This is a genomic window from Lysinibacillus sp. GbtcB16 (assembly GCF_019091145.1).
Classification (GTDB): Bacteria; Bacillota; Bacilli; order Bacillales_A; family Planococcaceae; genus Lysinibacillus; species Lysinibacillus fusiformis.
Window position 1 is genome coordinate 1,034,459 of record NZ_JAGXJV010000001.1, and the last position, 25,007, is coordinate 1,059,465.

The window sequence follows — 25,007 nt, forward strand, 5'->3', positions numbered from 1 at the left end:
AGAAAAGGTACAAGCCATTTTTGATCAAGTAGAAGCGGGTACGCTAACGAAAGAAGAAGCGATGAAGCAACTTGATGCTGCGCTAGGGCTGAAGGACGATAAAAATAAAGTGAGTGGGCCAGCAAGTAAACCTGTAAAGTAGCTTTCAAGAAACCTCAAAAGCAGAGAAACTATCCATTATAAACCAAGTAACAGGTAACCTAATATGTAAGAAATAAAAGTAAAAGTGACAATATAGTAATAAGAATACAGAAGCACCGATACATTCGTAGTTTTTTTACATGTATTGGTGCTTTTTAAAATGAAAGTTATAAGAAAACCTACTGTTCGCAGCACGTCAACAAATATACAAATGCCATCCATTTACGTCCTTTATCTTTATTTTAGGGTGAAGCCTAATGATTCAATGATGATGGGCGTTCCTCTAAATAATGTGCCATCGTAAGGAGTAATGGTTAAGGCCGTGTTTGATAGGGAATAAATACCGCCCTCTTGCATAACGGCATTAATATACAAGTTGACATAGCCATTCGGTGTAAAAATCACGAATTCAGAAATGGGATCTGTCTGATCATTCCAAAAGAGAGTAGCGGGTAGGGTTGCTCCGTTTGTTAAATCAAGATCGCTTGTTAAAATATAAAAATATCTATTAATCGTTGGAATGACTACGCCTTCTGGGACAACTTCAATGGGAGGAACGATTGGACCGTAAGAGGCTTTTATACGGGGCCAAATAAATCGATCCTCATTGTTACAATCACAGCTTTTATTACTTATTTGACAATGTTTAGGGTTGACCATGTGTTATCACACTCCATTCTTGTAAATTTAACCTTTGCCCCGAATTCAGTTACTATAAAATATGAAGAAAATAATATTCAATCTAGTTGAGCATCTATCATTCGATAAGGATTATTTCAGACAATCATGCTTTTTTTATAAATGCTAGTTGGATAGAAGCGTTGGCATACATGCTTTTTACCGTAAATTAGTGTTATACTTTGCTAGTTGAATAAGGTAGAATACTAATTATGAATAATTAACGAAAAAGGGGTTACTGGTTTCATGAAAGATTTTGATCAACAATTGGAGGGGCTACTAAAGCAAGCCGCTTTGCAATACATAATATATCAGCATAATGGTGATACGGAGCGCATGGATAAAACATCACTTTTTGCTCGGAAAATTCAGCAAAAAGAGTATGTGATTGGGTTTGCAGGCCATTTCTCAGCCGGGAAGTCGAGTATGATTAATGCGCTGTCTGGCGAGAATTTATTAGCAGCAAGTCCGATTCCAACAAGTGCAAATATCGTTAAAGTGCATAAATCAGAGGAAGACTTTGCGATTGTTTATATGCACAATGAAAAGCCTGTTAAATTTGAGGCAGGTTATGATTTTAAAACAGTCAAAGAGCTTAGTAAAAATGGGGATTTGGTATCGCAAATTGAAATTGGTCATAGTGCGTCAACACTACCGTTTGGCGTTACCGTGATGGATACACCTGGAGTAGACTCCACAGATGATGCCCACCGTATGTCGACGGAATCTGCACTCCATATTGCCGATATCGTATTCTATACAATGGACTACAACCATGTGCAATCGGAGTTGAATTTCCAATTCACGAAGCAATTAATGAAATATAATCCAAATGTTTATTTGATTGTTAATATGATTGATAAGCATAAAGAAAATGAGTTGAGCTTTGAAGAGTTTAAAGCAACTGTTCATAATTCCTTTGCGGCGTGGGGCGTTGTGCCGAAGGGTGTATTTTTCACATCATTGAGAGAGCCTGACCACCCACATAACGATTTTGAAGCCGTCAAGAAAATTGTGATGGATAGTATGAACGATTGGCAGGATCAGCTTGTCCAAACAGCAACAAATACATTGCGTTTATTACAAAGCGAGCATGACCATTATTTAATGGAAGAAAAAGAGGATCGTCTAGCGTTAGATGAAGAGATTTTAAGTGCAGATGACTGGGCAAACCACCAAGATATTTTAGAGCAATACAACAAGTTAAATCGTCAAGTAGAGCTGTTCTCTGTCGAGGCGTGGAACGAAACATTTGAGGAGCAGCGCAAAGAATTGCTTGCCAATGCTGCCATTATGCCAGCTGACTTACGTGATCGCTTACGTCTTTATTTAGAAAGTATGCAGGAGGGCTTTAAGGTAGGAGGGCTCTTTACTGCGAAGAAAAAAACAGAGGAAGAGCGTTACCGTCGTAAAGAAGATGCTTATAGTGCCTATCAAAATGTTGTCCATGCGCAAATTACAGGGCATTTAAAGGGTCTTATGAAAAATGCATTGAAGGACGTCGGTGCCTTAAATGAAGAACGTGCGTCAGCTATTGACGCTTATCCATTTGACTTGCCTTTTACATTAATTGAACAGCAAGTTCAAACAGGAGCATTGTTAACAGGTGATGCAGTATTAAACTTTGCCAACCGCGTGGCAGAGGCAACAAAGCGCTATTTTATTCAGGAAACAGATAGCTGGAAAAAAGCACAAGCGACAACATTAGAAGCGGTTGCAACCGAAACGGCGGCTCCTTCGAAGTTAAAAATGGCAGGCATGCAGGATAAAGTGGATGCTATTAAGGCTGTACTTGAAATCGAAGGCTACCAACAATATAGTGCGAGCATTATGCATCAAGCGAGCAATGAAATCCGCAAAGTTGCCAATGAGCAGCTAACAAAGTGGGAAAATTCCTTTAAAGAGGATTTAGCAGAGATTCGTTTGTTTGATGAGTCCATGCTACAACCAAAAGAACAAGTCATTCAGCAAGAAGAAGCACAGCAAACTGTTAGTGCGACGAATCTGCCAATCGACGGTGTGATTAATCGTGCTCTACATACCGCCAATGCTGTAAAAGAAGTACAAGGTTTTGCTGAAGTTGCTCAATATCTAGAAAATAAAGTAGAACGCCTACAGAAAAAAGACTTTACGATTGCTTTGTTTGGGGCTTTTAGTGCTGGGAAATCATCCTTCTCGAATGCATTGATGGGAGCGAAGGTATTACCTGTATCGCCAAACCCAACAACCGCAGCTATCAATAAAATTCGTCCAGTTACACCAGAGCATCCTCACGAAACGGCCGATGTCCAGCTTAAAACAGCCGAACAAATGTTAGAGGATATTCAAGGGTCGTATGCAGCGATTGGCTTATCCGTCCACTCATTGGAGGAAGCGTATAATCGTGCTGACGAAGGGCTTGCTGTCCAGTTGACAGATGAGCGTTTAAATGTGCACAAATCATTTATTCGTGCCTATAAAGAGGGGTATCCAACGTTCAAGTCTGAGCTTGGAACTATTATTCGAGTGGATCGCGTTGAATTTGAAAAATTTGTTGCGCAAGAAAATAAATCATGCTTTGTGGACAATATCGACTTCTATTATGATAGTCCATTAACGCGCATGGGCGTTACATTGGTGGATACGCCAGGAGCAGACTCCATTAATGCTCGACATACAGGTGTAGCTTTTGAATATATTCGGAATGCGGATGCCATCCTATTTATTACGTATTATAATCATGCATTTGCCAAAGCTGACCGTGAGTTTTTAATTCAGCTTGGTCGTGTAAAAGATGCATTTGAACTGGATAAAATGTTCTTTATTGTAAATGCTATTGATTTAGCGACAACAGATGAGGAGCAGGAAGATGTAAAAGGCTATGTTCGTTCAGAATTACAGCGTTTTGGAATTCGATTCCCACGACTGTATGGTGTATCAAGTCTTCTAGCGTTAAATGAAAAGGTAGAAGGTTCAGACTTAGCATCTGGTATGCCACCGTTTGAAAATGACTTCCATACATTCTTAAATGATGAATTGAGTGCATTAGCAGTGCAGGCTCTTGCAGAGGAAGTTGATAAAACAGAGCAACGTTTAGCGGACCTTATTGCGCAAACAGAGGAAAACCTAAAACGTAAGGATGAACGTTTAGAGGAATTAACAGTACTTGAAAAGCATGTTCAATCGAAGTTTAGTGTGCTGAATACAAGTATGCTGGAAAGTGAGACAAAGCAAGAGCTTGATGAGCTTCTCTATTATGTTCTACAGCGTGTCTACTATCGTTACCCTGAATTCTTTAAGGAAGGGTATAATCCTTCAACATTTGCGGCTATGCCAGCACAGCAGGCATTGGATCATGCATTGAAGGAAGTAATGCAAAGCTTACGTTTCGACTTTACACAGGAAATGCGTGTTACAAACTTCCGTTTATCACAGTTTATTAGCAAGAAAATGCAGCATCGCTTTAAAGATGAAGTACGTGAGCTAAAAGAGCTTAACCGTAGCTTCTCGTTCTTAGCATTTGAATCTTCTGAGCCAAATTTACTTGATTTTGAAGGTCCATTTGGTGAGATTTCGAAATATGCGAGCGTAAAATCTCACTTCCGCAATCAAAAAGCTTTCTTTGAGAAGAATGAAAAAGTGAAGCTGAGCGAGGCATTAGAAACATTGACAAAACCAGATGCGCAGGATTATTTAGATGCACAGAAAGTTTCTCTCATGACATGGGCGATTACGTTTATTGCAGAGGAAGCAGAACAATTACGTTTATATATTTATCATCAAGCGCTTGAGCAAATCGAAACAGAAAGATTGGCGCTTCAAGAAGAAAGCCGTTTAGCTTCTTGGAAAGCGATTTACGCACAATTACAATACGCATGAGGTGATTCCTATGGGAAAAGTATTCAAATCAGTGGATGAAATTCAGTTTGATGGTGTCCGTTTTATCGATACTCGTTTTGATTTACAAGACAAAGAAGCTGGAAAAAAAGCATTTGAAGAAGGTCATGCAACAGGAGCCATCTATATTGATTTAGAGCAGCAGCTATCTGATATGGACAGTAAAGATGGTCGTCACCCAATGCCGAACAAAGAAAAACTAACGTCGGTATTTCAAGAATTAGGCTTACGTTATGAAGATCAAATCGTTATCTATGATCAAGGAGCAGCACCATTCGCTCCACGTGCTTGGTGGATGCTGACGTATGCTGGTTTCCCAAATGTGGTCATTGTTAATGGGGGCGCATCTGCATTGGAAATGAAAATACCGTTTACAAAGGATGTCGTTAAATACCCACCAACCTTCATTGATTTTGTCTGGAAGGATGAGCTTTACGCTCCACGCCAAGCGGTAAAGGCAATTGTGGACGGTGAAGTCAAAGCAACTTTACTAGATGCTCGTGCGGCTGAGCGTTACCGTGGGGAAGTCGAGCCATTAGATAAAGTAGCGGGCCATATACCAACCGCGAAAAACTTTGACTGGGAGCAATTAAAAAATGAGGGTCAATTGCAGGCCAATGATGCATTGCGTCAAAAAGTGACACCAGATGAACATATAGTTGTCTACTGTGGCAGTGGTGTAACCGCATCCCCACTCTATGCAGTATTAGCAGATGAAGGCTATGAAAACATCCAATTATATGTAGGTAGCTTTAGTGATTGGATTACACAATATGATGTTGAAAAAGGTACAAATGAGTAAGGATCACAGCAAAAACGCTCACTAAGGTGAGCGTTTTTTTGTGGAGAGGTGGATCTAGTACGGGGAGAATGGTGGATAGAATAACAAAAGTAACGGATAGAGCGGAAAAAGAGCTGTCTAGCTTGCTTGATATGCGTAGGTAGAGCTGCTAAATGCTTGAATCCTGGAAGCGGACGGATAGAAAGCCAAAAGTGACGGATAGAGCCAAAAACGTCTCCCGCCTAGCTCGCTCGAAACAAATAGAGAGAGTTGCTGAATCTATGGCTAAAATGCAAAAATAACGGAAAGCCAACCCTTAAAAAAGCCGATCAAAATCAAAATGACTCACCATTCATTTTATGCTACACTCTTTTAAAAGGGGGAAAGTGGATGTTTAAACGTGAGACGAGCATAGTTGTTCAACACCACGGTGATGTACAATGTGCACTTGGAAAGGTAGCAATTCAGGGCTTCGGTATGAGTGTGTATAGTTTTTTTGTGGATGGTTTATTAATTGATACAGGCTCAAATTCGCTGGCACAGGAGTTTCAATCTTTTTTTAAAGACTTACCAATGGAGCAAATTGCCTTAACTCATGCGCATGAGGATCATGCGGGAAATGCCGCGTGGCTTCAGCAACAAAGGGATGTACCTATTTATCTTCATGGTGAGTCTCTTCAGATTTGTACGAAGGATGGGGATTATCCTTTGTACCGTCAAGCATTATGGGGGGAGCGGCCAGCTTTTCTAGCGCAGCCGATAGGGACTACATTGCAGTCGAAAACAGCTGTCTGGGATGTTATTGAAACACCTGGACATACAACAGATCACCTAGCTTTCTATAATCGCCAAACAGGTGCTATGTTCACGGGAGATTTATACATTCAAACGAAAACCAAGGTAGTGCTCGATGAAGAAAATATTGTACATACCTTAGCTTCCTTAAAGAAATTATTAAACTATGACTTTAACGAAATTTATTGTTGTCATGCAGGCTATTTAGCCAATGGACGAAATAGAATACTAGAAAAAATAGCGTATATTGAAGAAATGGAAGAGAAGGTCCGTCACTTGTTTCAACAAGGTTATTCAGTAGAGGAGATGACGTCCAGTATTTTCCCTCGAGAATATCCCATTGTTAAAGTGTCTGGCGATCAATGGTCCTCTAAACATATAATCAATGCATTTATCCGTCACTTTACAAAAGAGTCCTTGCAATAGGACTCTTTTTTGTTGGGCTTAAAAGCTGTAATAGCAATAATAAAAAACTTTGTGAAAAAATGTGGATAAATTGTGACAAACTCAATTGGCTCAATGGATACGCTTACATAAGTTTGTGAAAAAAATCTCATTTACACAAGAAAAATACTATGTGAAATATTGAACAGCTTGAAAGGCGATAGTTGTACATTTTTCACTACTTCTTATAGGATGTTAATTATTTCGAAATAATTGATTGTGAAAAGTTTAATTTGACAGAAAAATGTATAAGAAGTCTTGTAACAATGCATTTTCCAAAGGAAAAATAAATTGACAGAAAATTCATTGACTATATTTTCACAAAGTAATATGATTCTAAAATATAATGAAAAACAAAGGGAAAAGGATGGGATGGAATGGATGTCATGAAGAAAGCTTTAGAAATGCATGCACACTATAGTGGTAAATTAGAGGTGATTTCAAAAGTACCAGTACAGGATTCTTATGATCTAAGCCTTGCTTATTCACCTGGAGTGGCCGCACCGTGTGTGGAAATTGAAAGAAATCCATCGTTGGTTTATGACTATACAATGAAGGGGAATATGGTGGCAGTTGTATCAGATGGTACAGCAGTTTTAGGATTGGGCGATATAGGGCCTAAAGCTGCATTACCAGTTATGGAAGGGAAAGCGATTTTGTTAAAGCGTTTTGCCAATGTTGATGCTTTTCCAATATGTTTAGATACAAAAAGTGCGGATGAAATCGTCAGCATTGTGAAGGCGCTTGCCCCTACGTTTGGGGCGGTAAATTTAGAGGATATTTCAGCACCTAGATGTTTTGAAATTGAGGATCGGCTGCGTCAGGAATGTGATATCCCGGTATTCCATGATGATCAGCATGGGACAGCAATTGTAGTAGGTGCCGCTATGATTAATGCCAATCGTATTGTGCAAAAGGATATTGCCACAATGAAGGTTGTCATCAATGGCGCTGGTGCGGCAGGGATCGCTATTTTACGAATCCTTGTGCAAATGGGTTATAAAAATATTTTTATGTGTGATACAAAAGGTATTATTTATGAGGGACGAAAAGAAGGGATGAATCCAATTAAAGAGGCGGTTGCTCATTTAACAAATCCAGAGAAAATACATGGTACGTTGAGTGACGCGCTCGTTGGTGCAGATGTCTTTATCGGTGTTTCGGTAGCTAATCTATTAACAGAGGCACATATTGCATCTATGAATGAAAACCCGGTGGTCTTTGCATTAGCTAACCCAAATCCAGAAATTACGTATGAAAATGCGAAGGCGTGGGGAGTACGAGTTATGGGTACAGGTCGTTCGGATTATCCCAATCAAATTAACAATGTCCTTGCCTTTCCTGGCATTTTCCGTGGGGCATTAGATGTACGTGCGACGGATATCAATGAAACCATGAAGCTCGCTGCAGTGGAAGCAATTGCTTCTCTTGTGAGTGATGAGGAGCTCGCGGAGGAATATATTGTTCCGAAATCTTTGGATGAGCGTGTTGTTGCAATTGTCTCTCGTGCAGTTAGCGGAGCAGCGGTCGAATCTGGCGTGTCGGAACTATTCCAACAAACTACTGCGCTATCAGTTTAACAAATAAAAGATATTGAAATACAGCAGATGTAGAAAAGCAAAGATATGCTTTTCTACATTTTTTTATCGAATTTGCTCGAAAAATGTTGTTGTTTAGTTTTTTATGTAATAAAATTGGTGAGTACAAGGTAATAACTTGTGCGGTAGATTAAAAAGTATAAATACATAATGTTGTAATGTTTTTAAATAAAAATAGGTCTTTAGTCTATAAAAGAGGAGATAAAATACATGAAAACATTCGTTCAATTCCGGTCCATTAAAGCCAAGTTGATTGCTTTCTCTTTATTGCTTTTAATGATTCCCCTTATTACTTTAGGCTATCTAAGCTATCAACAAAGTAAATCAAATTTAGAGTCGGTGGGAAAAGAAAATTTAAGAAACAGTGTGGAAATGACCATTGCCATGATTGAACAATTTAATCAAGAAGTAGAGGCAGGCAATTTATCTTTAGATGAAGCACAAGAGAAAGTGAAGGTCGCTATTTTAGGTGAAATGGATAGTGAAGGAAAGCGACCTATTAATAAAAATATTAAACTAGGTGAGAGTGGTTATATTTTTGTTGTGGACCAAAAAGGGAACTCTATTGCGCATCCAAATATCGAGGGAAATAATGTCTGGGATGAGCAGGATGACAATGGGGTTAAGTATATGCAGGAAATCATTGCGAAGGGGAATGAAGGTGGTGGATTTGCCTCGTATTCGTGGCCATTACCAAATTCTGATCAACTAGAAGAAAAAGGGGTCTATGCAGAAACGGATCCGTATTGGGGATGGGTGATTGGTGCCAGTACGTATTTAGCAGACTTTAATAAGCCCGCAGAGAGTATTTTGAAATTAACGCTTGTTGTGATTGGCGTGGCTATTATTATCGGGATATTTGTTATTTGGCAATACGCGAGTAGTATGGCTAAACCAATTAACCGAGTGGTCCAAGCGATGGAGCGATTTGCGGAGGGTGATTTGACGCAAGAAAGTATGTCGATTCGCTCAAAAGATGAAATTGGCAAACTGGCAAACGCTATGAATCAAATGCAAGCTAAATTGAAGGATATGATACACAATATTGCTCAAGCGTCTGATTTAATTAATACATCCAGTAAGGAGCTATCACAATCAGCTAATGAAGTGAATATGGGTGCCGAGCAAGTAGCAATTACGATGAATGAATTAGCATCTGGTGCAGAAGGACAAGCGCATCATTCTAATGAACTAACGTCCTTGATGGAACGTTTTACTGCGGATTTACGTGAAACAAATCAGCATGGGGAGCATATTCATCAATCTTCTGTTGAAGTATTAGGCTTAACCAATGAAGGAAGTCAGCTCATGACATCTTCGAATTCTCAAATGAGTAAGATTGATGGCATAGTACAAAATGCCGTAGAGAAAGTAAAAAATTTAGATGCCCAAGCACAGGAAATTTCAAAATTGGTGGTGGTCATTAAAGATATTGCCGATCAAACGAATTTATTAGCTTTAAATGCCGCGATTGAAGCTGCTAGAGCTGGGGAACATGGCAAAGGATTTGCGGTAGTTGCGGATGAAGTACGTAAGCTTGCAGAACAAGTAGCCTTTTCTGTCAATGATATTACATCAATTGTCACAAATATTCAGCAAGATTTTGATGTCGTTACGAGCTCATTAGAGGATGGCTATCAGGAAGTAAAAGAAGGTACCAATCAAATTAAAGCTACGAGTGAAACGTTTACGACGATTAGTCATTCTATTAATGATGTAGTAGAAAGTGTTCAATTGATTTCCAGCAATTTATCAAAAGTAACTGAAGATGGTCAAAAAATGAATAGCGCTATTCAAGAAATCGCTGCGGTCGCAGAAGAATCTGCGGCAGGTGTAGAGCAAACAACGGCGACAACAGAACAGACAAGTAGCTCAATGGAGGTTATGGCGGGGAAATCAGCCCAATTATCAACATTAGCTTTAGAATTAAAGACATTGATTGCCCAATTTAAACTATAAAAAAATCTCCCCCTCTCTTAAATGAGAGGGGAGATTTTTTTACATCATGCCAACACCAATAATCCCAACGAGAATAATGAAGAAAAGAACGAAGAACAAGATGAATAAAATAATTCCAGGAATAAAGATAGTGAAAAAGGCCATCCAATTAGAGATTTGGTGTGCTTCTGCTACCACACCGACTGAAATGACGAAAGACCAAATCGTTACAACAATAGAAGCTAAAATAGCTGGCCAAAAAATCCATGGCAGTGAGCCCATAAAGTTTGGATCTAGTAAAGATTCTGGTGAAGTGAATAACCATATTAAATAAAATGGAATAAGCACTATAAATGGTACAGCTGTAAGGCTCAGCCCTTTAAATAAGTCTGAATACGTGCCAGTACCCTTAAATAGTTTACCAAATAGCCATGTGATTAGAGCGGATATAGCTGTCCCGATAATACCAGCGATTGGAGCAAAAATTACACACAATAAAGCCAATAACCAAGGAGAAAGATCAGTGAAAATCTCCGAATCCGTCAGCCCTGACATGATAGAACCGATATAACCGATGGACATAATCAAAATAGCAAAGCCGATTGATTTTTCGTTAATCATATAGCGAGCGGTTTGCTTTGGATGTAACCAAACAGATATAAACGGATTCACCTTTGGCCTTTCTTCTTTCTGTGTGTCATTAAAGTTTTCCATCAAACTACCTCCAAAATAATAGAATAATTGCATGTTACGCATAGTTAGTATACGAGTGATACAGTGAAAAGTTTCGTAGAAAGTAAAAATAAGTTATTTTTATAACAAAAGAGCCGCACAAAGGCGGCTCTTATTAGTGACTTAACATCATTTTTTCAAGCTCTAATGGTTCAATGTATTGCTCACCTTTGTAAGCACGCATATTGCCACCAGAAATTTCATCGATTAATAAAATTTCGTTAGTTTGGGCATCACGGCCAAACTCCAATTTAATGTCATAAAGCGTTAAGCCCTTTTTAGCCAGCTCAGTTCCAACAAATGTAGAAATTTCAATTGTACGTTGTTTTAAAATGGCATATTCTTCGTGTGTTAACAGGTTCAACATGGCTAATGCATCTTCAGAGATCGGAGGATCTTGGCGCTCATCATCTTTAATGGTAACTTCCACAAAGGCATCAAGGTCTTGGCCTTCCTTCACATAGGCACCGTAGCGTCGTAAGAAGGAGCCAACAGCCTTAAAGCGGCATATTACTTCCAAACCGTTTCCGAAAACTGTTGCAGGCTTTACAGTCATTGTTGCATCATCAAAGTTGGCATCTACATAGTGAGTAGGAACACCTTGTTCATTTAATTTAGAATAGAAATAAGAAGTTAAGCGTAAACCCGCTAAGCCAGCCCCATCAATTGTTAAGCCAACCGTATTAGCGCCTGGGTCGAACACGCCGTTTTCACCTGTTACATCGTCTTTAAATTTTAATAAATAATGACCATCTTCTAATTTGAACACATTCTTCGTTTTCCCTGTATACATTAATTCCACAAAAAGACCTCCCAATATTCATAGTACTCTAAAATTATAACACGAATATTTTAAATGCTTAACATTAAAAATGTTCGTTTTGTGTGTTTATTTCTATCGTTTATTGCTGATTTATAATAAAAACACAAGGTGATAACGAATAATCGTCATCGCCTTGTGTTTTTGAAATGCTTCGTAAACTCGCTGGAGGATTTATGCTAGATAGCTAGGGCAGTTATTAATAAATGCCTTCAGCCAGCATTCCATCTGCCACTTTAATAAAGCCAGCGATGTTTGCCCCCATCACTAAGTTGCCAGGGAAGCCGTATTTTTCAGCAGCAGCTTTACTATCTGAATAAATATCTTTCATAATTTGATGAAGTTTCGCATCTACTTCTTCAAATGACCAAAATACGCGACTTGAATCTTGTGCCATTTCAAGAGCTGATACAGCAACTCCTCCAGCATTCGCTGCTTTTGCTGGTCCGAACAATACACCAGCATTTAAGAATTCATTAATTGCTTCAAGATCAGAAGGCATGTTGGCACCTTCGCCAATTGCTTTGACCCCATTAGAAATTAATGTACGAGCTGACTCACCATTAATTTCGTTTTGAGTAGCACATGGCAGAGCGATGTCACAAGGAATCGTCCAAATGCCTGTGCAGCCATTTGTAAAAGTAGCATTTGGTCGGTAACTTACGTAAGTTGAAATACGATCACCTTTAACTTCTTTAATTTCTTTAATAACATCTAAATCTAAGCCTTCTGGGTCATAAATATAGCCTGCGGAATCAGAGCAAGCAACTACTTTTGCACCATATTGTTGTGCTTTCTCAATCGCATACGTCGAAACATTTCCAGAACCAGAAACAACCACTGTTTTTCCTTCAAATGAATCGTTCGCATCTTTTAACATCTCATTCACGAAATAAACTGTACCATAACCCGTTGCCTCTTTACGTGCTAAGGACCCACCATAACCAGGGATTTTCCCAGTTAATACACCTGATTCACTAGCTTTAGTTAGACGTTTATATTGCCCCCATAAATAACCTACTTCACGAGCACCTACACCAATATCACCAGCAGGAACATCGACATCTGGACCAATATGGCGGTATAATTCAGTCATGAAGGCTTGGCAGAAACGCATGATTTCTGAATCTGACTTACCTTTCGGATCAAAGTTAGACCCACCTTTACCACCACCGATTGGTTGCCCTGTTAAAGCATTTTTAAAGATTTGTTCAAAGCCTAGGAATTTAATGATGGATTCATTTACCGAAGGGTGGAAGCGTAGGCCGCCTTTATAAGGCCCCATGACATTGCTATATTGTACACGATACCCGCGATTTACTTGCACTTGGTTCGTATCGTCTTGCCAAGCAACACGGAAAGAAATGATGCGATCAGGCTCAACAATACGAGATAAAATATTGGCCTTAATATATTCAGGATGTTGGACGAATACAGGTACTAATGAAATGAAAATTTCTTCAGCTGCTTGTAGAAACTCCGCTTGATGACAGTTCTGTTGTTTAAGTTGCTCGAATACGCCATCTACGTATTCTTTAGCTAATTGTTCATTGCTAACAGTTGTGATTGTCATAATAAAACCCCCATTTAGTTGATAGGTGTATCGTATATTTATTTTTCAAACTATTCAATAAAATACTTTTTTAGTTTGTGAAAAATTGAGCAAGAGGGGTTAGGAAAAAGATATTTTAAAATAACGTTAGGTGATAGTATTCATCTAATTATGAGAAAGGAATGATGCCTTATTGTGAAGGTTCTTATAGACGCTGATGCCTGTCCAGTAGTGGATTTGGCGCTATCTGTATCATCTGAGTTTGAGATTGAAACTATCTTGTTTTGCGATACATCCCATCGTGTAGAACGTGATAATGTAATAACAATTATGGTGCCGAAAGGTCCTGATTCGGTTGATTTTACGCTAGTGAACGCGCTTTCAAAACACGATATTGTCATAACACAGGATTATGGGCTAGCGGCAATGGTTTTAGCAAGAGGGGGGTATCCAATTGATCAAAATGGACGAGAAATGTCTAATGAAAATATCGAACGCTTGCTCGATATGCGTCATGTCGGTCAAAAAATTCGACGAGCAGGTGGACGCACCAAGGGCCCTAAAAAAAGGACACAAGAAAACAATATTTCGTTTGAAATGAAATTTCGACAAATTTGTGAACGAGCGATTTTTGCACAAAAAATGGAGGACTCTACAGGTGAAAAATGAACGTAAGTATGATCTTTTAGAGCAATTCCCACAGTTAAAATCGATGGCAGCTAAAGATGCTGTACTTTGGGAAAATACAAATTGGGTGAAACAGCCGGAAACATCGCTCTTTACTATGCAAGAAGTAAAGGAGGCAGAGGAAACGTTACAACGCTTTTCTTCATATTTAAAAGTGGCATTCCCTGAGCTTGAGGAAAGTAGTGGATTAATTGAATCAGACATTCTAGAAATTCCTGCTATGAAAAGCGCGCTTGAAAAAAAATATGGTGTGTTGATAGGAGGTCAGTTGCTTTTAAAATCGGATCATGCTTTACCTATCTCAGGCTCCATCAAAGCACGGGGAGGCATTTATGAGGTCTTAAAGCATGCTGAAAGGCTGGCATTAGCAAGTGGGAGGCTTCAAGTAACAGATGATTATGAGCGATTAGCATCAGCGGAGTTTCAGTCCTTCTTTCAGCAATATACCATTGCGGTTGGCTCTACTGGAAATTTAGGTTTAAGTATCGGCATTATAGGCAAGAAGCTCGGCTTTAATGTCGTTGTACATATGTCGAGTGATGCCAAGGAATGGAAAAAGACTTTACTTAGAGAGAAAGGTGCCACGGTAGTTGAATATGAGGCTGATTACAGTGTTGCCGTTGAACAGGGGCGTCAAGAAGCAGAATTAGATCCTATGTGTCATTTCATTGATGATGAAAATTCAAAGGATCTATTTGCAGGCTATGCAGTTGCAGCATTGCGTTTAAAAGGGCAATTAGAAAACATGAACATTCCAGTCAGTGCTACACATCCATTGTTTGTGTATTTACCGTGTGGGGTAGGGGGAGGACCAGGCGGTGTTGCCTACGGATTACGAGAAATATTTGGGGAACATGTGCATATTTTCTTCGCAGAACCTGTTGCCTCACCATGTATGACGCTAGGCTTAATGACTGGACTTCATGATGCTATCAGTGTAGAGGATATAGAATTAGATAATAAAACCGAAGCAGATGGTCTTGCAGTGGGTCGTGCCTCCAAGTTTGTAGGAAAAGTAATGGAGACGTATATAAGTGGCTGCTATACAGTGACAGATGAAGAGCTGTTTACCTCTTTAGGTTTAGCTATCGATAGCGAAAAACTATTTTTAGAGCCATCTGCACATGCAGGAATGTTTGGCGCTATTCGCTTGTCCCAAAAAGGTCAACACTATTTAGCTCAGCGCGGACTAACAAAGCATATGGCGCAGGCAACCCATCTTGTTTGGGCAACAGGTGGCAGCATGGTCCCAGATAGCATGCGTGCTACGTATTTGGCTAAGAGCAGAGAATTAGGTTGTTAAAGATGATACTTTTTGATCAAACAGGGAAAGTCTTGCCCCAATCAAGTTATTCAAAAGCGCAAAAACAGGTGAAGAAAAATTCTTCACCTGTTTTCTTATTAACGTTGCAATGCTTTACGTTGACCTGCTAAATATACCTCTTGGGCTGCAAGGACGCCTGCGCCTGGCTGGAAGTCATAAGCAAAGTCTTGGAGTGCCGCCTCCAATAAGGATACGGCTTGTAGTATATCACTTGGGAAGCAATAGCCCATATGGCCGAATCTGAAAATTTTACCTTGTAGATGACCAAGACCACCTGCAAAATCTAAGTGGTATTGCTGCTTAAGGTGCGTTAAAAATTCACCAAGCTCAATACCCTTTGGTGCCTTAATCGCTGTAATGGTAGGGGAGGCGTATTGATCTTCCGTTAAGAGCTCGATGTGTAAAGCTTTCATAGCACTACGTACCATGTTTTTCATCAGCTCGTGACGGGCAATGGTCTGTGAGAAGCCGCCTTCCTGTTCAATTAGCTGACAAACCTCATGCAGGCCATCAATCAGCGTGATAGCAGGAGTATTTGGCGTCATCCCCTTTTCTGCCCAACTACGATAACTTAATAGATTTAAATAATATGCTGGCGTTTGATTGTCTTCAATGACTTGCCAAGCTCGTTCGCTCACACTGATAAGAGAGAGTCCAGGCGGAAGCATCATCGCTTTTTGGGAGCCTGTCACGAGAATATCAATACCCCAAGCATCCATTTCAGCAGGCGCGCCACCGATGCAGCTTACGCCATCCACGATAACGAGAGCATCGGTTTCGTCATGAATCACTTGTGCTAATTCAGCGACTGGATTTAAAATGCCTGTAGATGTTTCGTTATATGTGACGAAAACCGCTTTAATATTTTGTAATGGCTGTAAAAATGCTCGTAGCTCCTCAGGAGTGCAAGCTTGTCCCCATACTTTTTCGAGCTTATGTACATGGAAGCCATATTGCTCACAAATGGAAACGAAATAGTCACCGAATGCTCCAACAGTAATGACCACAACTTCTTCACCAGCCGCAACCGTATTGACTGCCGCAGCTTCAAGTGCAGCTGTCCCGCCTGATGGCAAAAGTAAAATGTCCTGTGTCGTGCCAAAGACAGGCTTTACGGCTTCAATCGTCTCTCGGTATAATTCCACAAATTCTTGACTCCGATGACTAAAAATATCTCGATTCATCGCCAATTGAACTCTCTTTGGAATCGGTGTTGGTCCCGGATGTCTTAAAATATTTTCATACATATTATCAATCCCCTTTACTTGACAGAAATTCAAAATTTTCTAACTATAATAATAACATACTTCTTGTAGGGGCTAGCTGCTTTTTTATTAAATAAAGGAAGAGTTTGTCATGATACTAGAAATTGAAAAGGAGACCAAGCTGCATCAGGAACAGGGACATGTGAATTTTATTCAAACTGGAGCATTTCTTTTAGAGCTACTTGCTAGAATGGAGGAACCGCCAAACATCTTTTATTTAGAATATAGAATTCGATATTTAATCTATAATGGCACCCTAGCATTAAAAGGTATTCCTAAATCTACGCGGGATTATTATGTGAAAATACGCCAAAAAACCTCTTTAGTCTAAAGACTTAAAGAGGTTTTAGGATAGTGAACTAGGCAGCGAAAGGTCTGTTCATGCGCATTAAACCGTAAATCGCAAAGAACAACCCGCCTGTAATAACCATAAGAATCGTGTAAAGTACAGCCTTACCAGTTTCACCACACCAGCGATAGAATAGGCGATATGTGAAATACAATGTAAAGCCCACCATACCTAGAGATGCGAGGAAGCCGATAACTGGTATAAACGAAACGATAAACAAGCCTGCATAAATAAGGGTATTTTTTAGAGCTGTTGCACGAATCGTTTCTCGATTATCTCCACCGGCAGTCAGTAGGAAAAGGCTGTATACATTAATGATAGGAATCCAAGCAATATAGGCTACATCTCCAAAACCATTTGTTTTAGATGTCATAAAATAAATGAGTGCACTAATAATGTAGGCGATTAGCCCAAGAACAAGAGCTGCTAAAATTAGGATAATAAATAAGCCTCCCATGGCTGCATCCAAATCAGAGTAATAATAATTATAGTCCATCAGAAAAACCTCCCTTCTTAAGAAAATACCTCCTAATGATACCAATCCTATTATGTTTAATCTACAACCATTTATATGTAATATTTAGTAGAAACGGCACAAATGTACTAGAAAGAAATTTTTTATTCATTCTTTTATGATGATTTTTTGAGTAATGAAAGAAAGAAATGCAAAAAATATCCTTGGGAAAATGAATTTGCTAGTTTAGGAGAATCATTTTTAAAGTTTTTTACCTTGTACTGCTCACAAACATTACTATCCTATGTTTGTAGTGGCATCTGACATGCCATTTTATTCAGAAAAAAAGTCACCTTCCCATATAGAAAGGTGACAATTTTACATGTATTACATAAATTTGGCGATATGCTCTAGCTCAATACGTGAAGAATTATAGGCAGGGGCTGCTGCTTTACCAATCGCAATTAAAATAACGGGTACGATATGATCCGCTAATTCAAAATGTTTGGCGAAGGCTTCTTTATTGAATCCGCCCATTGGTACTGTATCATAGCCCATGTCTTTTGCTAAAAGCATGATTTGCATGGAAATGAGACCAGCATCAAATGTAACGATATTCTTTAAAACCTCTTGAGGAAGCTGAGAATATAAGTTCATAGAATTATTAATCATTAAATCCTTTGTTGCTTCATTAATATAACCAAGATCGAAATTTTTTGTAAAGATCGATTCAGCATTTTCGTACATTTTTGTATCGCCTAGGACAGCAATAACAGCTGAGGAAGTTTCCACTTGCTCTTGATTGTTAGCAATGGCACGTAACTCTTTTTTCATTGCCGCATCTTGAATGACTATAAAGCGCCATGGCTGTAAGTTACTTGAAGATGGTGCAGAAGTGGCTTCTACTAGTAGTTCCTCTAGTTGTTCTTGAGGAATTTTATAATTTTCGTCGTATTTACGAACAGATTTACGGTCATGCATAACTTTATTTAAATTGCTTTTTGTCACTGTCATTTATTTTGACTCCTTCATTATAAGATGCGTTTTTACTATACGATAAATGATTTCAAATTCCAAGTAAATTGCTCGAATTAAAGAGTCTTGAATATAGGATTTTCGATGAGGTGGTGATCGCCTAGATGTCATGACGCATCAAGCTCAAAATTGGCAAGAAGCAATCACTGCATTTTTCATGCTTTTGAAAGAATCTAGCTTTGGTCTTAGAAAATAGGTATTGGAACGAAGGACGGCGACTCTGCGAGAAAAGCGGAAGTCGAGGCTGTGGATAGAGGGGATATTTTCTGATGGGAGGGATGTAGCACGAAACCGTCCAGCCGTAGTGATAATCATTAAAAAAGACTATAGATCCACTCAAATTCTTTGAGCTTGTCTACAGTCTGAAGGGCAACCCTCACTATCTTAATTTAAATGCCTCCCATTCTATATGGCTAGTAGGGGCGGACGATTTGATGTGCTTCATCATTTTTTCAGGTCCACATAGATAAATACTTGTATGAGCTGGTATGGTCAGCTGGTCAAAAGAAAGTCTGTCCACCTGAGTAGTATCTATAAAAGTGACCGTAAATTGCTCATTGGATTGCGCATAGTTAAGTAAAAAATCTTTATAAACAACATTATTTACACCATGAAAGGAATAATATAAATCGATTTTCTTAGTTGGCTTTGTTTGCAAATAGGCGATAAATGGCGTAATGCCAATGCCCCCAGCAATCCAAAGTTGTTGATTGGCTCCTTTGGCAAAGTCAAAATGACCAAAAGGACCATCAATGGCAACAGGGGTATCCACTTGTATTTCATTGTAGACCTGCTTTGTAAAATCGCCGACTGCTTTAATCGTCACCCTAATTTTTTCTCCATCTCCACCAGAAATAGAAAAGGGGTGTGGTGCTTTTTCAATGCCTTCCTGAAAGATTTTTAGAAAGAGAAATTGTCCAGGGCGGTAATGAAGTTTTTTCGTGAGGGTTAGCTCTAATTCGATAACATGGGCATTCAATTTTTGAATGTTGGAAATAGTTCCGTTATACGGGAAGAACATATCTTGATACATAGTTATCATATACAGGGCAGACATAAATCCAATGGTTGTCGTAAGAGCTGTGAAAATACCTAATGCTGATGGCTGTAATAAATCATATTCGCTCGAAAAATAAGTATGGTAAATGCCTAATGTATAAGGAAGCAGCAATAAGCGGTGTAGCCAGCGCCAATGCTCATATTTTAAAAATTTTGCTAGGAATGCGAGGATGATCAAAATAATAAAGCCATATTGTGCGAGCTCACCAAGCTCTTTCGCCCATTCACGAAAAGATGTTTGTGGCCGATCTTCATCAGGAACCATCTTTTGCAATTGTCCATGAATAATGATGAACGCAAGTGAAAACATGGCTAAAACTTTATGATAAAAATTTAGGCGCTCTAGCCCATTAAACCAGCGCTCTAATATTTTCATTCTTGTAGAGAAAAGAAATACAAGGAAGAGTGCTGTAATCGCTAAGCCTCCAATAATATGGGCAAGCTTGTTCAGTGGATGAATGGGTGTCAGCGGTGTAGCAAAATACCAAAGGCATGCGCTACTTCCCATCGTTAAAATAACAAGTAGTAGTCCTCTATACGCTTTCATAAATAACCTCCATTCTTATTTTTAACCATATATTTTATGGCTATACAATTATTGGATGAAAATATTTTAGATCGTACGTTCGGAATGTATGTTCCCTTTTGGGCATATGTATGTTACATTAAGAAGGTTCGCAAAATGCGTAAGAAAGGTGGAAGTAATTTATGCAAGGGAATACCCATATTGTTGGGGGCATTACAGCAAGTCTAGCCTTTGCACAAATTTCTAATGATAATCCGCTTGTTTTGGTAGGGGCAGGCGTTATCGGTGCATTACTTCCAGATATTTGCCATGGTGGTAGCAAAATCGGAAGGAAGCTTCCCATCATTTCAAAAATGGTTAATTCGTTGTTTGGACATCGTTCCTTTACACATAGTTTACTGTTTTTATTTTTGATTGGGATGCTACTACATACATTTATACCGTATAAATCCATTACAATAGGTATTTTATTAGGGATGGCAAGCCATGTTTTACTGGATATGGGGACCAAAAAGGGTGTTAAGCTATTTTTCCCTGTATCCATTTCGGTGCGTCTACCACTTACTACAAAAACAGGTAGTAAAGTTGAAAAAGTAGTGTTTACATTGTTAACAATGCTTTCAGTCTTTTTTAGCTATGAAATTATTGTGCAGCTTCTTGCTACTATGTAAGCAAAGAAACCCCTAAGCGTGTAAGATGCTCCCCATCAGGTAGGCAGATAAAAACATCTGTTTATCTGTGGGGAGTATTTTTCGTAAGCTTTGTTTTTTGTGGTGAGTTGAAGCTTTGAAAGTATGCGAACCAATGGGGGATTGTCCGTAATTTTTATGGAGGTTTTTCATTAAAAAATATCTGAAACTAGCGATTGATCTTTGCGTAATGCAAACCTTTATAATAAGTGCTGCTCAAAAAGGAACCCCTGTACGAGAAAATTCTCATGCAGGGGTTTTATAGGTTGTGCATATTATTGGGTTATGCTAGAAATACAGGTCACTCATCAGTCAGCCTGTACCTCTTCGACCGTTTGTTCGACCTCTGTTCGCGTTATTTTTTCACGACCATCTTGCATGGCTTTCAATGTTTTATGCGCTAATGCAAGTGGTAATCGACAGAATAATAATACAGTCCGTTTATTAATATCTTTCATATAAAGATCAGCTTTCGCGAGATTTTCCTCTGCATAAGCAAATAAATCCTCGCGTGTCCAGCCGTCAGGAACGAAACTTACGCCACGCTCATCCATATCCTCATGCTGATTGCGTAAAATATTGACAGCCTGGAGACCTCGACCATAGCCAATTGCTAAATCGCGATCTGTTTGAATGTCTGCACCCCACGCCCAAAGCTCAGACAGCATTGTCCCAACAAGCCCTGCTACGTAGTATGTATAATCATCTAAATCCTCGCGTGTATGCACCTGCCAATTAGCTTTAGACCACTTCGCCATACCAAAGGCCATTTCACTTGTAGAAGCTTGGACAATTTTTCGAGATTCCTCAGGGCAGAATGTTAGCCAATCTGCTAAGCGAAGGGTTACCTCAGGTAACTGTGCCGCATAAGGCGCTAACAATTCTTGATATGCCTCATTATTAAATGTGTCCTTTAAAAGGTCACTAGTTGCTGATAATAAATCAAACTTTACATCATTGGAAAGCTGTTCATGATCTTCTATTTCATCAATGGCACGCATTGCTAAATAGGCAGCTGCTACCGATACCTTTAAATCATTCTTTAAGAAAGTGATAGGTATATAAAAAGTGCGACTTGTGTCTTTTAAAACTTGCATCGCCTCTTTATAAAGTCTTTTTTGATCTTTCACTTGTATTCCTCCGTTCAAATGGTTCCACATCTATAGTATATCGTATCGTAAAAATGGGGAAAGATAAAACAGATTGTTCATGAATATGGAGATATTCTTTGAAAACGGTTACTAAAAATGATATAGTTTAATAGTAAACTATTTAAACCTATACTTTTATTGTGGTCTAAAAGGGGCGGTTTATACTAGTACGACAGACAAATTTCAAGTGAGAGGAAGTATAAAGTAATGGGACGTTTAAATAATAAAATCGCAATGATTACAGGTGGAGCATCTGGAATGGGAGCAGCGATGGCAAAATTGTTTGCACAAGAAGGGGCTACAGTCATTGCAGCGGATATTAACGAGGAGAACCTAGCGAAAATTTCAGAGCTAGAAAATGTAGAGGGTATGAAATTAGATGTTTCTTCTGACGAAAACTGGGCAGAAGTGACAAAAGCGATTGTCGAAAAATATGGACGTATTGATATTTTAATTAACAATGCTGGTATTTCTTCGGAAAAAGGTCCAGATGAAATTACACAAGCGGACTGGACAATCATGCATAATATCAATGCTTTTGGTCCATTCCTTGGCATTAAACATGCAGCTAAATATATGAAGGAAGCAGGAAAGGGCTCAATCGTTAATACATCATCTTACACTGCGATTATTGGTGCAGGCTTCAATGCATATACGGCATCTAAAGGTTCTTTACGTGCTATTGCTCGTGCAGCAGCTTCCGAGCTTGGTGCTTTCAATGTCCGTGTCAATACAGTATTCCCAGGTGTTATTGAAACACCGATGACAGCAAAATTATCGGAAGCAAAAGAAGCAATGGATATGTTAGTAAAAACTACGCCAATGGGACGTCTTGGTCAACCAGAAGAAGTAGCGAATGCAATCTTATTTTTAGCATCCGATGAAGCCTCTTATATTACAGGTGCTGAATTAGTTATTGATGGTGGTTATTCAGCTCGTTAATTAATAGTAAAGAATAAGAAAGTGGAAATGCCTGTGTTCAAGCAGTGCATTTTCACTTTTTTTGTTTTTTTAGTAGAATGATGTTAAAGTATTATAATTCGTCAAGATTCCGCTGTTGATTAGAAAAATTTTGATAATTTTCGTGTTTTTTTCATGATTGTTTATGAAGTTATTGCACAATCATTTCAACAGCGTTAAAGTTTAGAAAGGGCGAAAATGTCATTACAAGATTTGGGGGACTGTACGAAGCATTATGGTTTCGTATAATAACTAGTTAGTCAGGATTTTGGCACACAAAAAACTCCTTGCAAAATCCTTGACACCAATGAAGGCATGAAACTTAAATAGTTGCCTGACTACTAGCGTAATGGTCATTAGGTAGATGAGATTACGTAATAAAGACAAAGGAGAATAGTATGCCAAAGGCTATAGGTATTGATGCAGGTGGCACATTGACAAAGGTTGCTTATTTAGATGAAGACAATGAACTTATTCTAACAACCTTCCCGTCAAATGATTTGCTATCTGTGAAAAATTGGATTATTGACCATCCAGATATTGAGGATATTGGTGTGACGGGGGGACGTACAGAACAATTACTTGATGTCATTAAAATGATGAAATCGATTCATTATATAGTAGAATTTGAAGCTACATTAAAAGGTGTTCGTTTTTTATTAAATAAAGAAGGCTACTTGTTTGAACGTAGTATGATTACTAATATCGGAACAGGAACTTCTATACATTATATGGAAGATAATACACATATACGCGTTGGTGGGACAGGCGTTGGTGGCGGTACATTAATAGGATTGTCAGCGCTTACAACAGGCATAACAGACTATAATGAAATTCGTGAAATGGCTGCTAACGGTAATCGAGAAGGTATCGATTTATTGGTCAAGGACATTTATCAAGGTATGGACACACCGATTGATGGTCATTTAACTGCCAGTAATTTTGGTAAAGTGGGCATTACACAATCATTGAAGCATCCTGCTGAGGATATTATTGCCACTGTACAGGGACTTGTTGGCGAAGTGATTACAACATTAAGTATTCAATATGCCGAGGAAAAAAATACACAGCATATCGTCTATATTGGATCAACTCTCAGCAATAATGAGCATCTTACCCGCGTAATTGCCAATTATACACGCACGAAAAAGCATACACCTGTCTTTATTAATGATCATGGCTTTTCTGGAGCTGTGGGAGCATTATTAAATATAACGGAATATACAATTGTTTAAAGACAGATAAGAATGAACATGACTAACTGGCGTTAGTGGTGTTCATTTTTTTTTACAAAAATGCCCGAAAAAAAGACCTCATATAAACGGTAGTACCTGAGCAAATTATAGATAGGAGGTGATATCTGTGGGCAACCGAAATAATAAAAACAGCAAAAAAACAATGAATGCCAGAACGCATAATCCTTTTGGCACCTACAAAAGCAAAGACCTCGATAGAAGTAATAGTAATAATAACAACCCGAATGACAACTTGAATGAGGAGTTCGCGGCAGAATTTGATGCGAAAGCCAAAAATAAAAACAATAAAACGAATCATGATAAAAATCAACAATCCAATAAAAAAAGCTAATTATTATTTGGAGGTGTAAGCAATGGCGAAGAAAAGAAAAACAAGCTTTAAAAAGAAGAAGAAAGAGGATACACATAAAAAGAATGATCGGGAAGAATACTCAGCAGAGTTTAACCAAGTCATTCATAATAATCCTCAACAGCCAAAACAATAAACACTCCAGCTCCATAAGTAAAAGCTTTTGGAGCTCTTATTTTTTACTTGGTTCATCATTCTATACCGTCTAATGAGGAGGGTTTTCTGTGAAAAAAGTGTATGTAATGCTTGGACTTCTGTTTGCCGTGCCATTACATATCCCTGAGATGGTTTTGGCACAGCAAGAAACACCTGCCTATGCGAAATGGGGAAAGATGGCGGTAGAAGAAGTGAAGGGGAAGTATCCTCATGCCAAGATTGTGGATTATTTACATGAGGGCAAGGAAGTACATGGGGCGTCAACCATTGAAAAATTTAAGCTTTGGCTGAAGCAACCTGACAAAGAATTTGGGGTTCATGTAAGAATTAGCTATTTAACCTCTACGCAAGAAGTAGAAAAAATTGAATTACAGGAAAGCCAGTCATAAAAA

23 protein-coding genes are annotated in these 25,007 nt (G+C 38.8%); 14 read left to right on the forward strand and 9 right to left on the reverse strand.

Annotation, left to right across the window (positions count from 1 at the left end):
- Nucleotides 1–378: 378 nt before the first annotated feature.
- Nucleotides 379–801: a DUF4183 domain-containing protein gene (locus tag KVT27_RS04985; protein WP_208704447.1), complete on the reverse strand. Its 423-nt coding sequence runs from the start codon at nt 799–801 to the stop codon at nt 379–381.
- A 264-nt stretch (nt 802–1,065) separates the two neighbouring features.
- Here KVT27_RS04985 and KVT27_RS04990 point away from each other — a divergent pair, with 264 nt between their 5' ends.
- The 5 genes from KVT27_RS04990 to KVT27_RS05010 all read left to right on the forward strand — a co-directional run bounded on the left by KVT27_RS04990 (nt 1,066) and on the right by KVT27_RS05010 (nt 10,272).
- Nucleotides 1,066–4,677, forward strand: coding sequence for a dynamin family protein (locus KVT27_RS04990; RefSeq protein ID WP_217580858.1), 3,612 nt, complete (start codon nt 1,066–1,068; stop codon nt 4,675–4,677).
- Nucleotides 4,678–4,687: 10 nt separating this feature from the next.
- Complete coding sequence (locus KVT27_RS04995; RefSeq protein ID WP_036124906.1) at nt 4,688–5,497, forward strand: sulfurtransferase; 810 nt, start codon at nt 4,688–4,690, stop codon at nt 5,495–5,497.
- A gap of 369 nt (nt 5,498–5,866) precedes the next feature.
- Nucleotides 5,867–6,697 (forward strand): MBL fold metallo-hydrolase, encoded by an 831-nt coding sequence (locus KVT27_RS05000; protein ID WP_036146548.1) that lies wholly within the window; start codon nt 5,867–5,869, stop codon nt 6,695–6,697.
- Nucleotides 6,698–7,092: 395 nt separating this feature from the next.
- Entirely contained in the window at nt 7,093–8,295 is a 1,203-nt protein-coding gene (locus KVT27_RS05005; RefSeq protein ID WP_150907834.1) for an NAD(P)-dependent malic enzyme, read from the forward strand.
- Between the two features lie 228 nt (nt 8,296–8,523).
- Complete coding sequence (locus KVT27_RS05010; RefSeq protein WP_036124910.1) at nt 8,524–10,272, forward strand: methyl-accepting chemotaxis protein; 1,749 nt, start codon at nt 8,524–8,526, stop codon at nt 10,270–10,272.
- Between the two features lie 39 nt (nt 10,273–10,311).
- On the opposite strand, the gene KVT27_RS05015 is transcribed toward KVT27_RS05010, so the two are convergent.
- The 3 genes from KVT27_RS05015 to gdhA form a co-directional block, all read right to left on the reverse strand.
- The gene (locus tag KVT27_RS05015) at nt 10,312–10,965 is read right to left on the reverse strand and encodes a Yip1 family protein (RefSeq protein ID WP_036146542.1); all 654 of its coding nucleotides are present in this window, start codon (nt 10,963–10,965) and stop codon (nt 10,312–10,314) included.
- Nucleotides 10,966–11,098: 133 nt separating this feature from the next.
- On the reverse strand, nt 11,099–11,785 hold the full coding sequence (locus KVT27_RS05020) for a phosphoribosylaminoimidazolesuccinocarboxamide synthase (protein ID WP_036146539.1): 687 nt from the start codon (nt 11,783–11,785) through the stop codon (nt 11,099–11,101).
- A 217-nt stretch (nt 11,786–12,002) separates the two neighbouring features.
- A complete protein-coding gene (gene gdhA / locus KVT27_RS05025) occupies nt 12,003–13,376 on the reverse strand; it encodes an NADP-specific glutamate dehydrogenase (RefSeq protein ID WP_036124917.1) in 1,374 nt (457 codons plus the stop codon).
- A gap of 174 nt (nt 13,377–13,550) precedes the next feature.
- Here gdhA and KVT27_RS05030 point away from each other — a divergent pair, with 174 nt between their 5' ends.
- Nucleotides 13,551–14,024, forward strand: coding sequence for a YaiI/YqxD family protein (locus tag KVT27_RS05030; protein ID WP_008181474.1), 474 nt, complete (start codon nt 13,551–13,553; stop codon nt 14,022–14,024).
- Nucleotides 14,014–15,345: a D-serine ammonia-lyase gene (locus tag KVT27_RS05035; protein ID WP_150907833.1), complete on the forward strand. Its 1,332-nt coding sequence runs from the start codon at nt 14,014–14,016 to the stop codon at nt 15,343–15,345. Before KVT27_RS05030 ends, KVT27_RS05035 begins: the two co-directional genes overlap by 11 nt.
- A 98-nt stretch (nt 15,346–15,443) precedes the next feature.
- Here KVT27_RS05035 and KVT27_RS05040 read toward each other — a convergent pair whose 3' ends face one another.
- Entirely contained in the window at nt 15,444–16,613 is a 1,170-nt protein-coding gene (locus KVT27_RS05040) for a pyridoxal-phosphate-dependent aminotransferase family protein (protein ID WP_217580860.1), read from the reverse strand.
- 109 nt (nt 16,614–16,722) lie between these two features.
- On the opposite strand from KVT27_RS05040, the gene KVT27_RS05045 reads away from it, so the two are divergent.
- Nucleotides 16,723–16,962 carry a DUF3658 domain-containing protein gene (locus KVT27_RS05045; RefSeq protein WP_217580862.1) on the forward strand — a complete coding sequence of 80 codons (240 nt, stop codon included), beginning with the start codon at nt 16,723–16,725 and terminating at the stop codon, nt 16,960–16,962.
- Between the two features lie 28 nt (nt 16,963–16,990).
- Here KVT27_RS05045 and KVT27_RS05050 read toward each other — a convergent pair whose 3' ends face one another.
- The 3 genes from KVT27_RS05050 to KVT27_RS05060 form a co-directional block, all read right to left on the reverse strand.
- On the reverse strand, nt 16,991–17,476 hold the full coding sequence (locus KVT27_RS05050; protein ID WP_036146529.1) for a hypothetical protein: 486 nt from the start codon (nt 17,474–17,476) through the stop codon (nt 16,991–16,993).
- A gap of 345 nt (nt 17,477–17,821) precedes the next feature.
- On the reverse strand, nt 17,822–18,448 hold the full coding sequence (locus KVT27_RS05055; RefSeq protein ID WP_217580864.1) for a nitroreductase family protein: 627 nt from the start codon (nt 18,446–18,448) through the stop codon (nt 17,822–17,824).
- A 400-nt stretch (nt 18,449–18,848) separates the two neighbouring features.
- Nucleotides 18,849–20,075 (reverse strand): ferredoxin reductase family protein, encoded by a 1,227-nt coding sequence (locus KVT27_RS05060; protein WP_217580867.1) that lies wholly within the window; start codon nt 20,073–20,075, stop codon nt 18,849–18,851.
- A 161-nt stretch (nt 20,076–20,236) separates the two neighbouring features.
- Between KVT27_RS05060 and KVT27_RS05065 the strand changes: the two genes are divergently transcribed.
- Nucleotides 20,237–20,725 (forward strand): metal-dependent hydrolase, encoded by a 489-nt coding sequence (locus KVT27_RS05065; RefSeq protein ID WP_036146523.1) that lies wholly within the window; start codon nt 20,237–20,239, stop codon nt 20,723–20,725.
- Nucleotides 20,726–21,051: 326 nt separating this feature from the next.
- On the opposite strand, the gene KVT27_RS05070 is transcribed toward KVT27_RS05065, so the two are convergent.
- Entirely contained in the window at nt 21,052–21,873 is an 822-nt protein-coding gene (locus tag KVT27_RS05070; RefSeq protein ID WP_081937017.1) for a squalene/phytoene synthase family protein, read from the reverse strand.
- A gap of 228 nt (nt 21,874–22,101) precedes the next feature.
- On the opposite strand from KVT27_RS05070, the gene KVT27_RS05075 reads away from it, so the two are divergent.
- From KVT27_RS05075 to KVT27_RS05090, 5 genes are all read left to right on the forward strand, one after another.
- The gene (locus KVT27_RS05075) at nt 22,102–22,836 is read left to right on the forward strand and encodes an SDR family NAD(P)-dependent oxidoreductase (RefSeq protein ID WP_008181884.1); all 735 of its coding nucleotides are present in this window, start codon (nt 22,102–22,104) and stop codon (nt 22,834–22,836) included.
- Nucleotides 22,837–23,252: 416 nt separating this feature from the next.
- Nucleotides 23,253–24,089 (forward strand): type II pantothenate kinase, encoded by an 837-nt coding sequence (gene coaW / locus KVT27_RS05080; RefSeq protein WP_036124931.1) that lies wholly within the window; start codon nt 23,253–23,255, stop codon nt 24,087–24,089.
- Between the two features lie 127 nt (nt 24,090–24,216).
- Entirely contained in the window at nt 24,217–24,441 is a 225-nt protein-coding gene (locus KVT27_RS05085; RefSeq protein ID WP_025115069.1) for a hypothetical protein, read from the forward strand.
- Nucleotides 24,442–24,463: 22 nt separating this feature from the next.
- Nucleotides 24,464–24,595 (forward strand): hypothetical protein, encoded by a 132-nt coding sequence (locus KVT27_RS26995; RefSeq protein ID WP_004269370.1) that lies wholly within the window; start codon nt 24,464–24,466, stop codon nt 24,593–24,595.
- 88 nt (nt 24,596–24,683) lie between these two features.
- Entirely contained in the window at nt 24,684–25,004 is a 321-nt protein-coding gene (locus KVT27_RS05090; RefSeq protein ID WP_008181862.1) for a DUF3889 domain-containing protein, read from the forward strand.
- Nucleotides 25,005–25,007 lie beyond the last annotated feature (3 nt).

Coding starts and splice junctions, on each gene's coding strand:
- KVT27_RS04985 (WP_208704447.1), bottom strand. CDS start 801: ATGGTCAACCCTAAACATTGTCAAATAAGTAATAAAAGCTGTGATTGT.
- KVT27_RS04990 (WP_217580858.1), top strand. CDS start 1,066: ATGAAAGATTTTGATCAACAATTGGAGGGGCTACTAAAGCAAGCCGCT.
- KVT27_RS04995 (WP_036124906.1), top strand. CDS start 4,688: ATGGGAAAAGTATTCAAATCAGTGGATGAAATTCAGTTTGATGGTGTC.
- KVT27_RS05000 (WP_036146548.1), top strand. CDS start 5,867: ATGTTTAAACGTGAGACGAGCATAGTTGTTCAACACCACGGTGATGTA.
- KVT27_RS05005 (WP_150907834.1), top strand. CDS start 7,093: ATGGATGTCATGAAGAAAGCTTTAGAAATGCATGCACACTATAGTGGT.
- KVT27_RS05010 (WP_036124910.1), top strand. CDS start 8,524: ATGAAAACATTCGTTCAATTCCGGTCCATTAAAGCCAAGTTGATTGCT.
- KVT27_RS05015 (WP_036146542.1), bottom strand. CDS start 10,965: ATGGAAAACTTTAATGACACACAGAAAGAAGAAAGGCCAAAGGTGAAT.
- gdhA (WP_036124917.1), bottom strand. CDS start 13,376: ATGACAATCACAACTGTTAGCAATGAACAATTAGCTAAAGAATACGTA.
- KVT27_RS05040 (WP_217580860.1), bottom strand. CDS start 16,613: ATGTATGAAAATATTTTAAGACATCCGGGACCAACACCGATTCCAAAG.
- KVT27_RS05045 (WP_217580862.1), top strand. CDS start 16,723: ATGATACTAGAAATTGAAAAGGAGACCAAGCTGCATCAGGAACAGGGA.
- KVT27_RS05050 (WP_036146529.1), bottom strand. CDS start 17,476: ATGGACTATAATTATTATTACTCTGATTTGGATGCAGCCATGGGAGGC.
- KVT27_RS05055 (WP_217580864.1), bottom strand. CDS start 18,448: ATGACAGTGACAAAAAGCAATTTAAATAAAGTTATGCATGACCGTAAA.
- KVT27_RS05060 (WP_217580867.1), bottom strand. CDS start 20,075: ATGAAAGCGTATAGAGGACTACTACTTGTTATTTTAACGATGGGAAGT.
- KVT27_RS05065 (WP_036146523.1), top strand. CDS start 20,237: ATGCAAGGGAATACCCATATTGTTGGGGGCATTACAGCAAGTCTAGCC.
- KVT27_RS05075 (WP_008181884.1), top strand. CDS start 22,102: ATGGGACGTTTAAATAATAAAATCGCAATGATTACAGGTGGAGCATCT.
- coaW (WP_036124931.1), top strand. CDS start 23,253: ATGCCAAAGGCTATAGGTATTGATGCAGGTGGCACATTGACAAAGGTT.
- KVT27_RS26995 (WP_004269370.1), top strand. CDS start 24,464: ATGGCGAAGAAAAGAAAAACAAGCTTTAAAAAGAAGAAGAAAGAGGAT.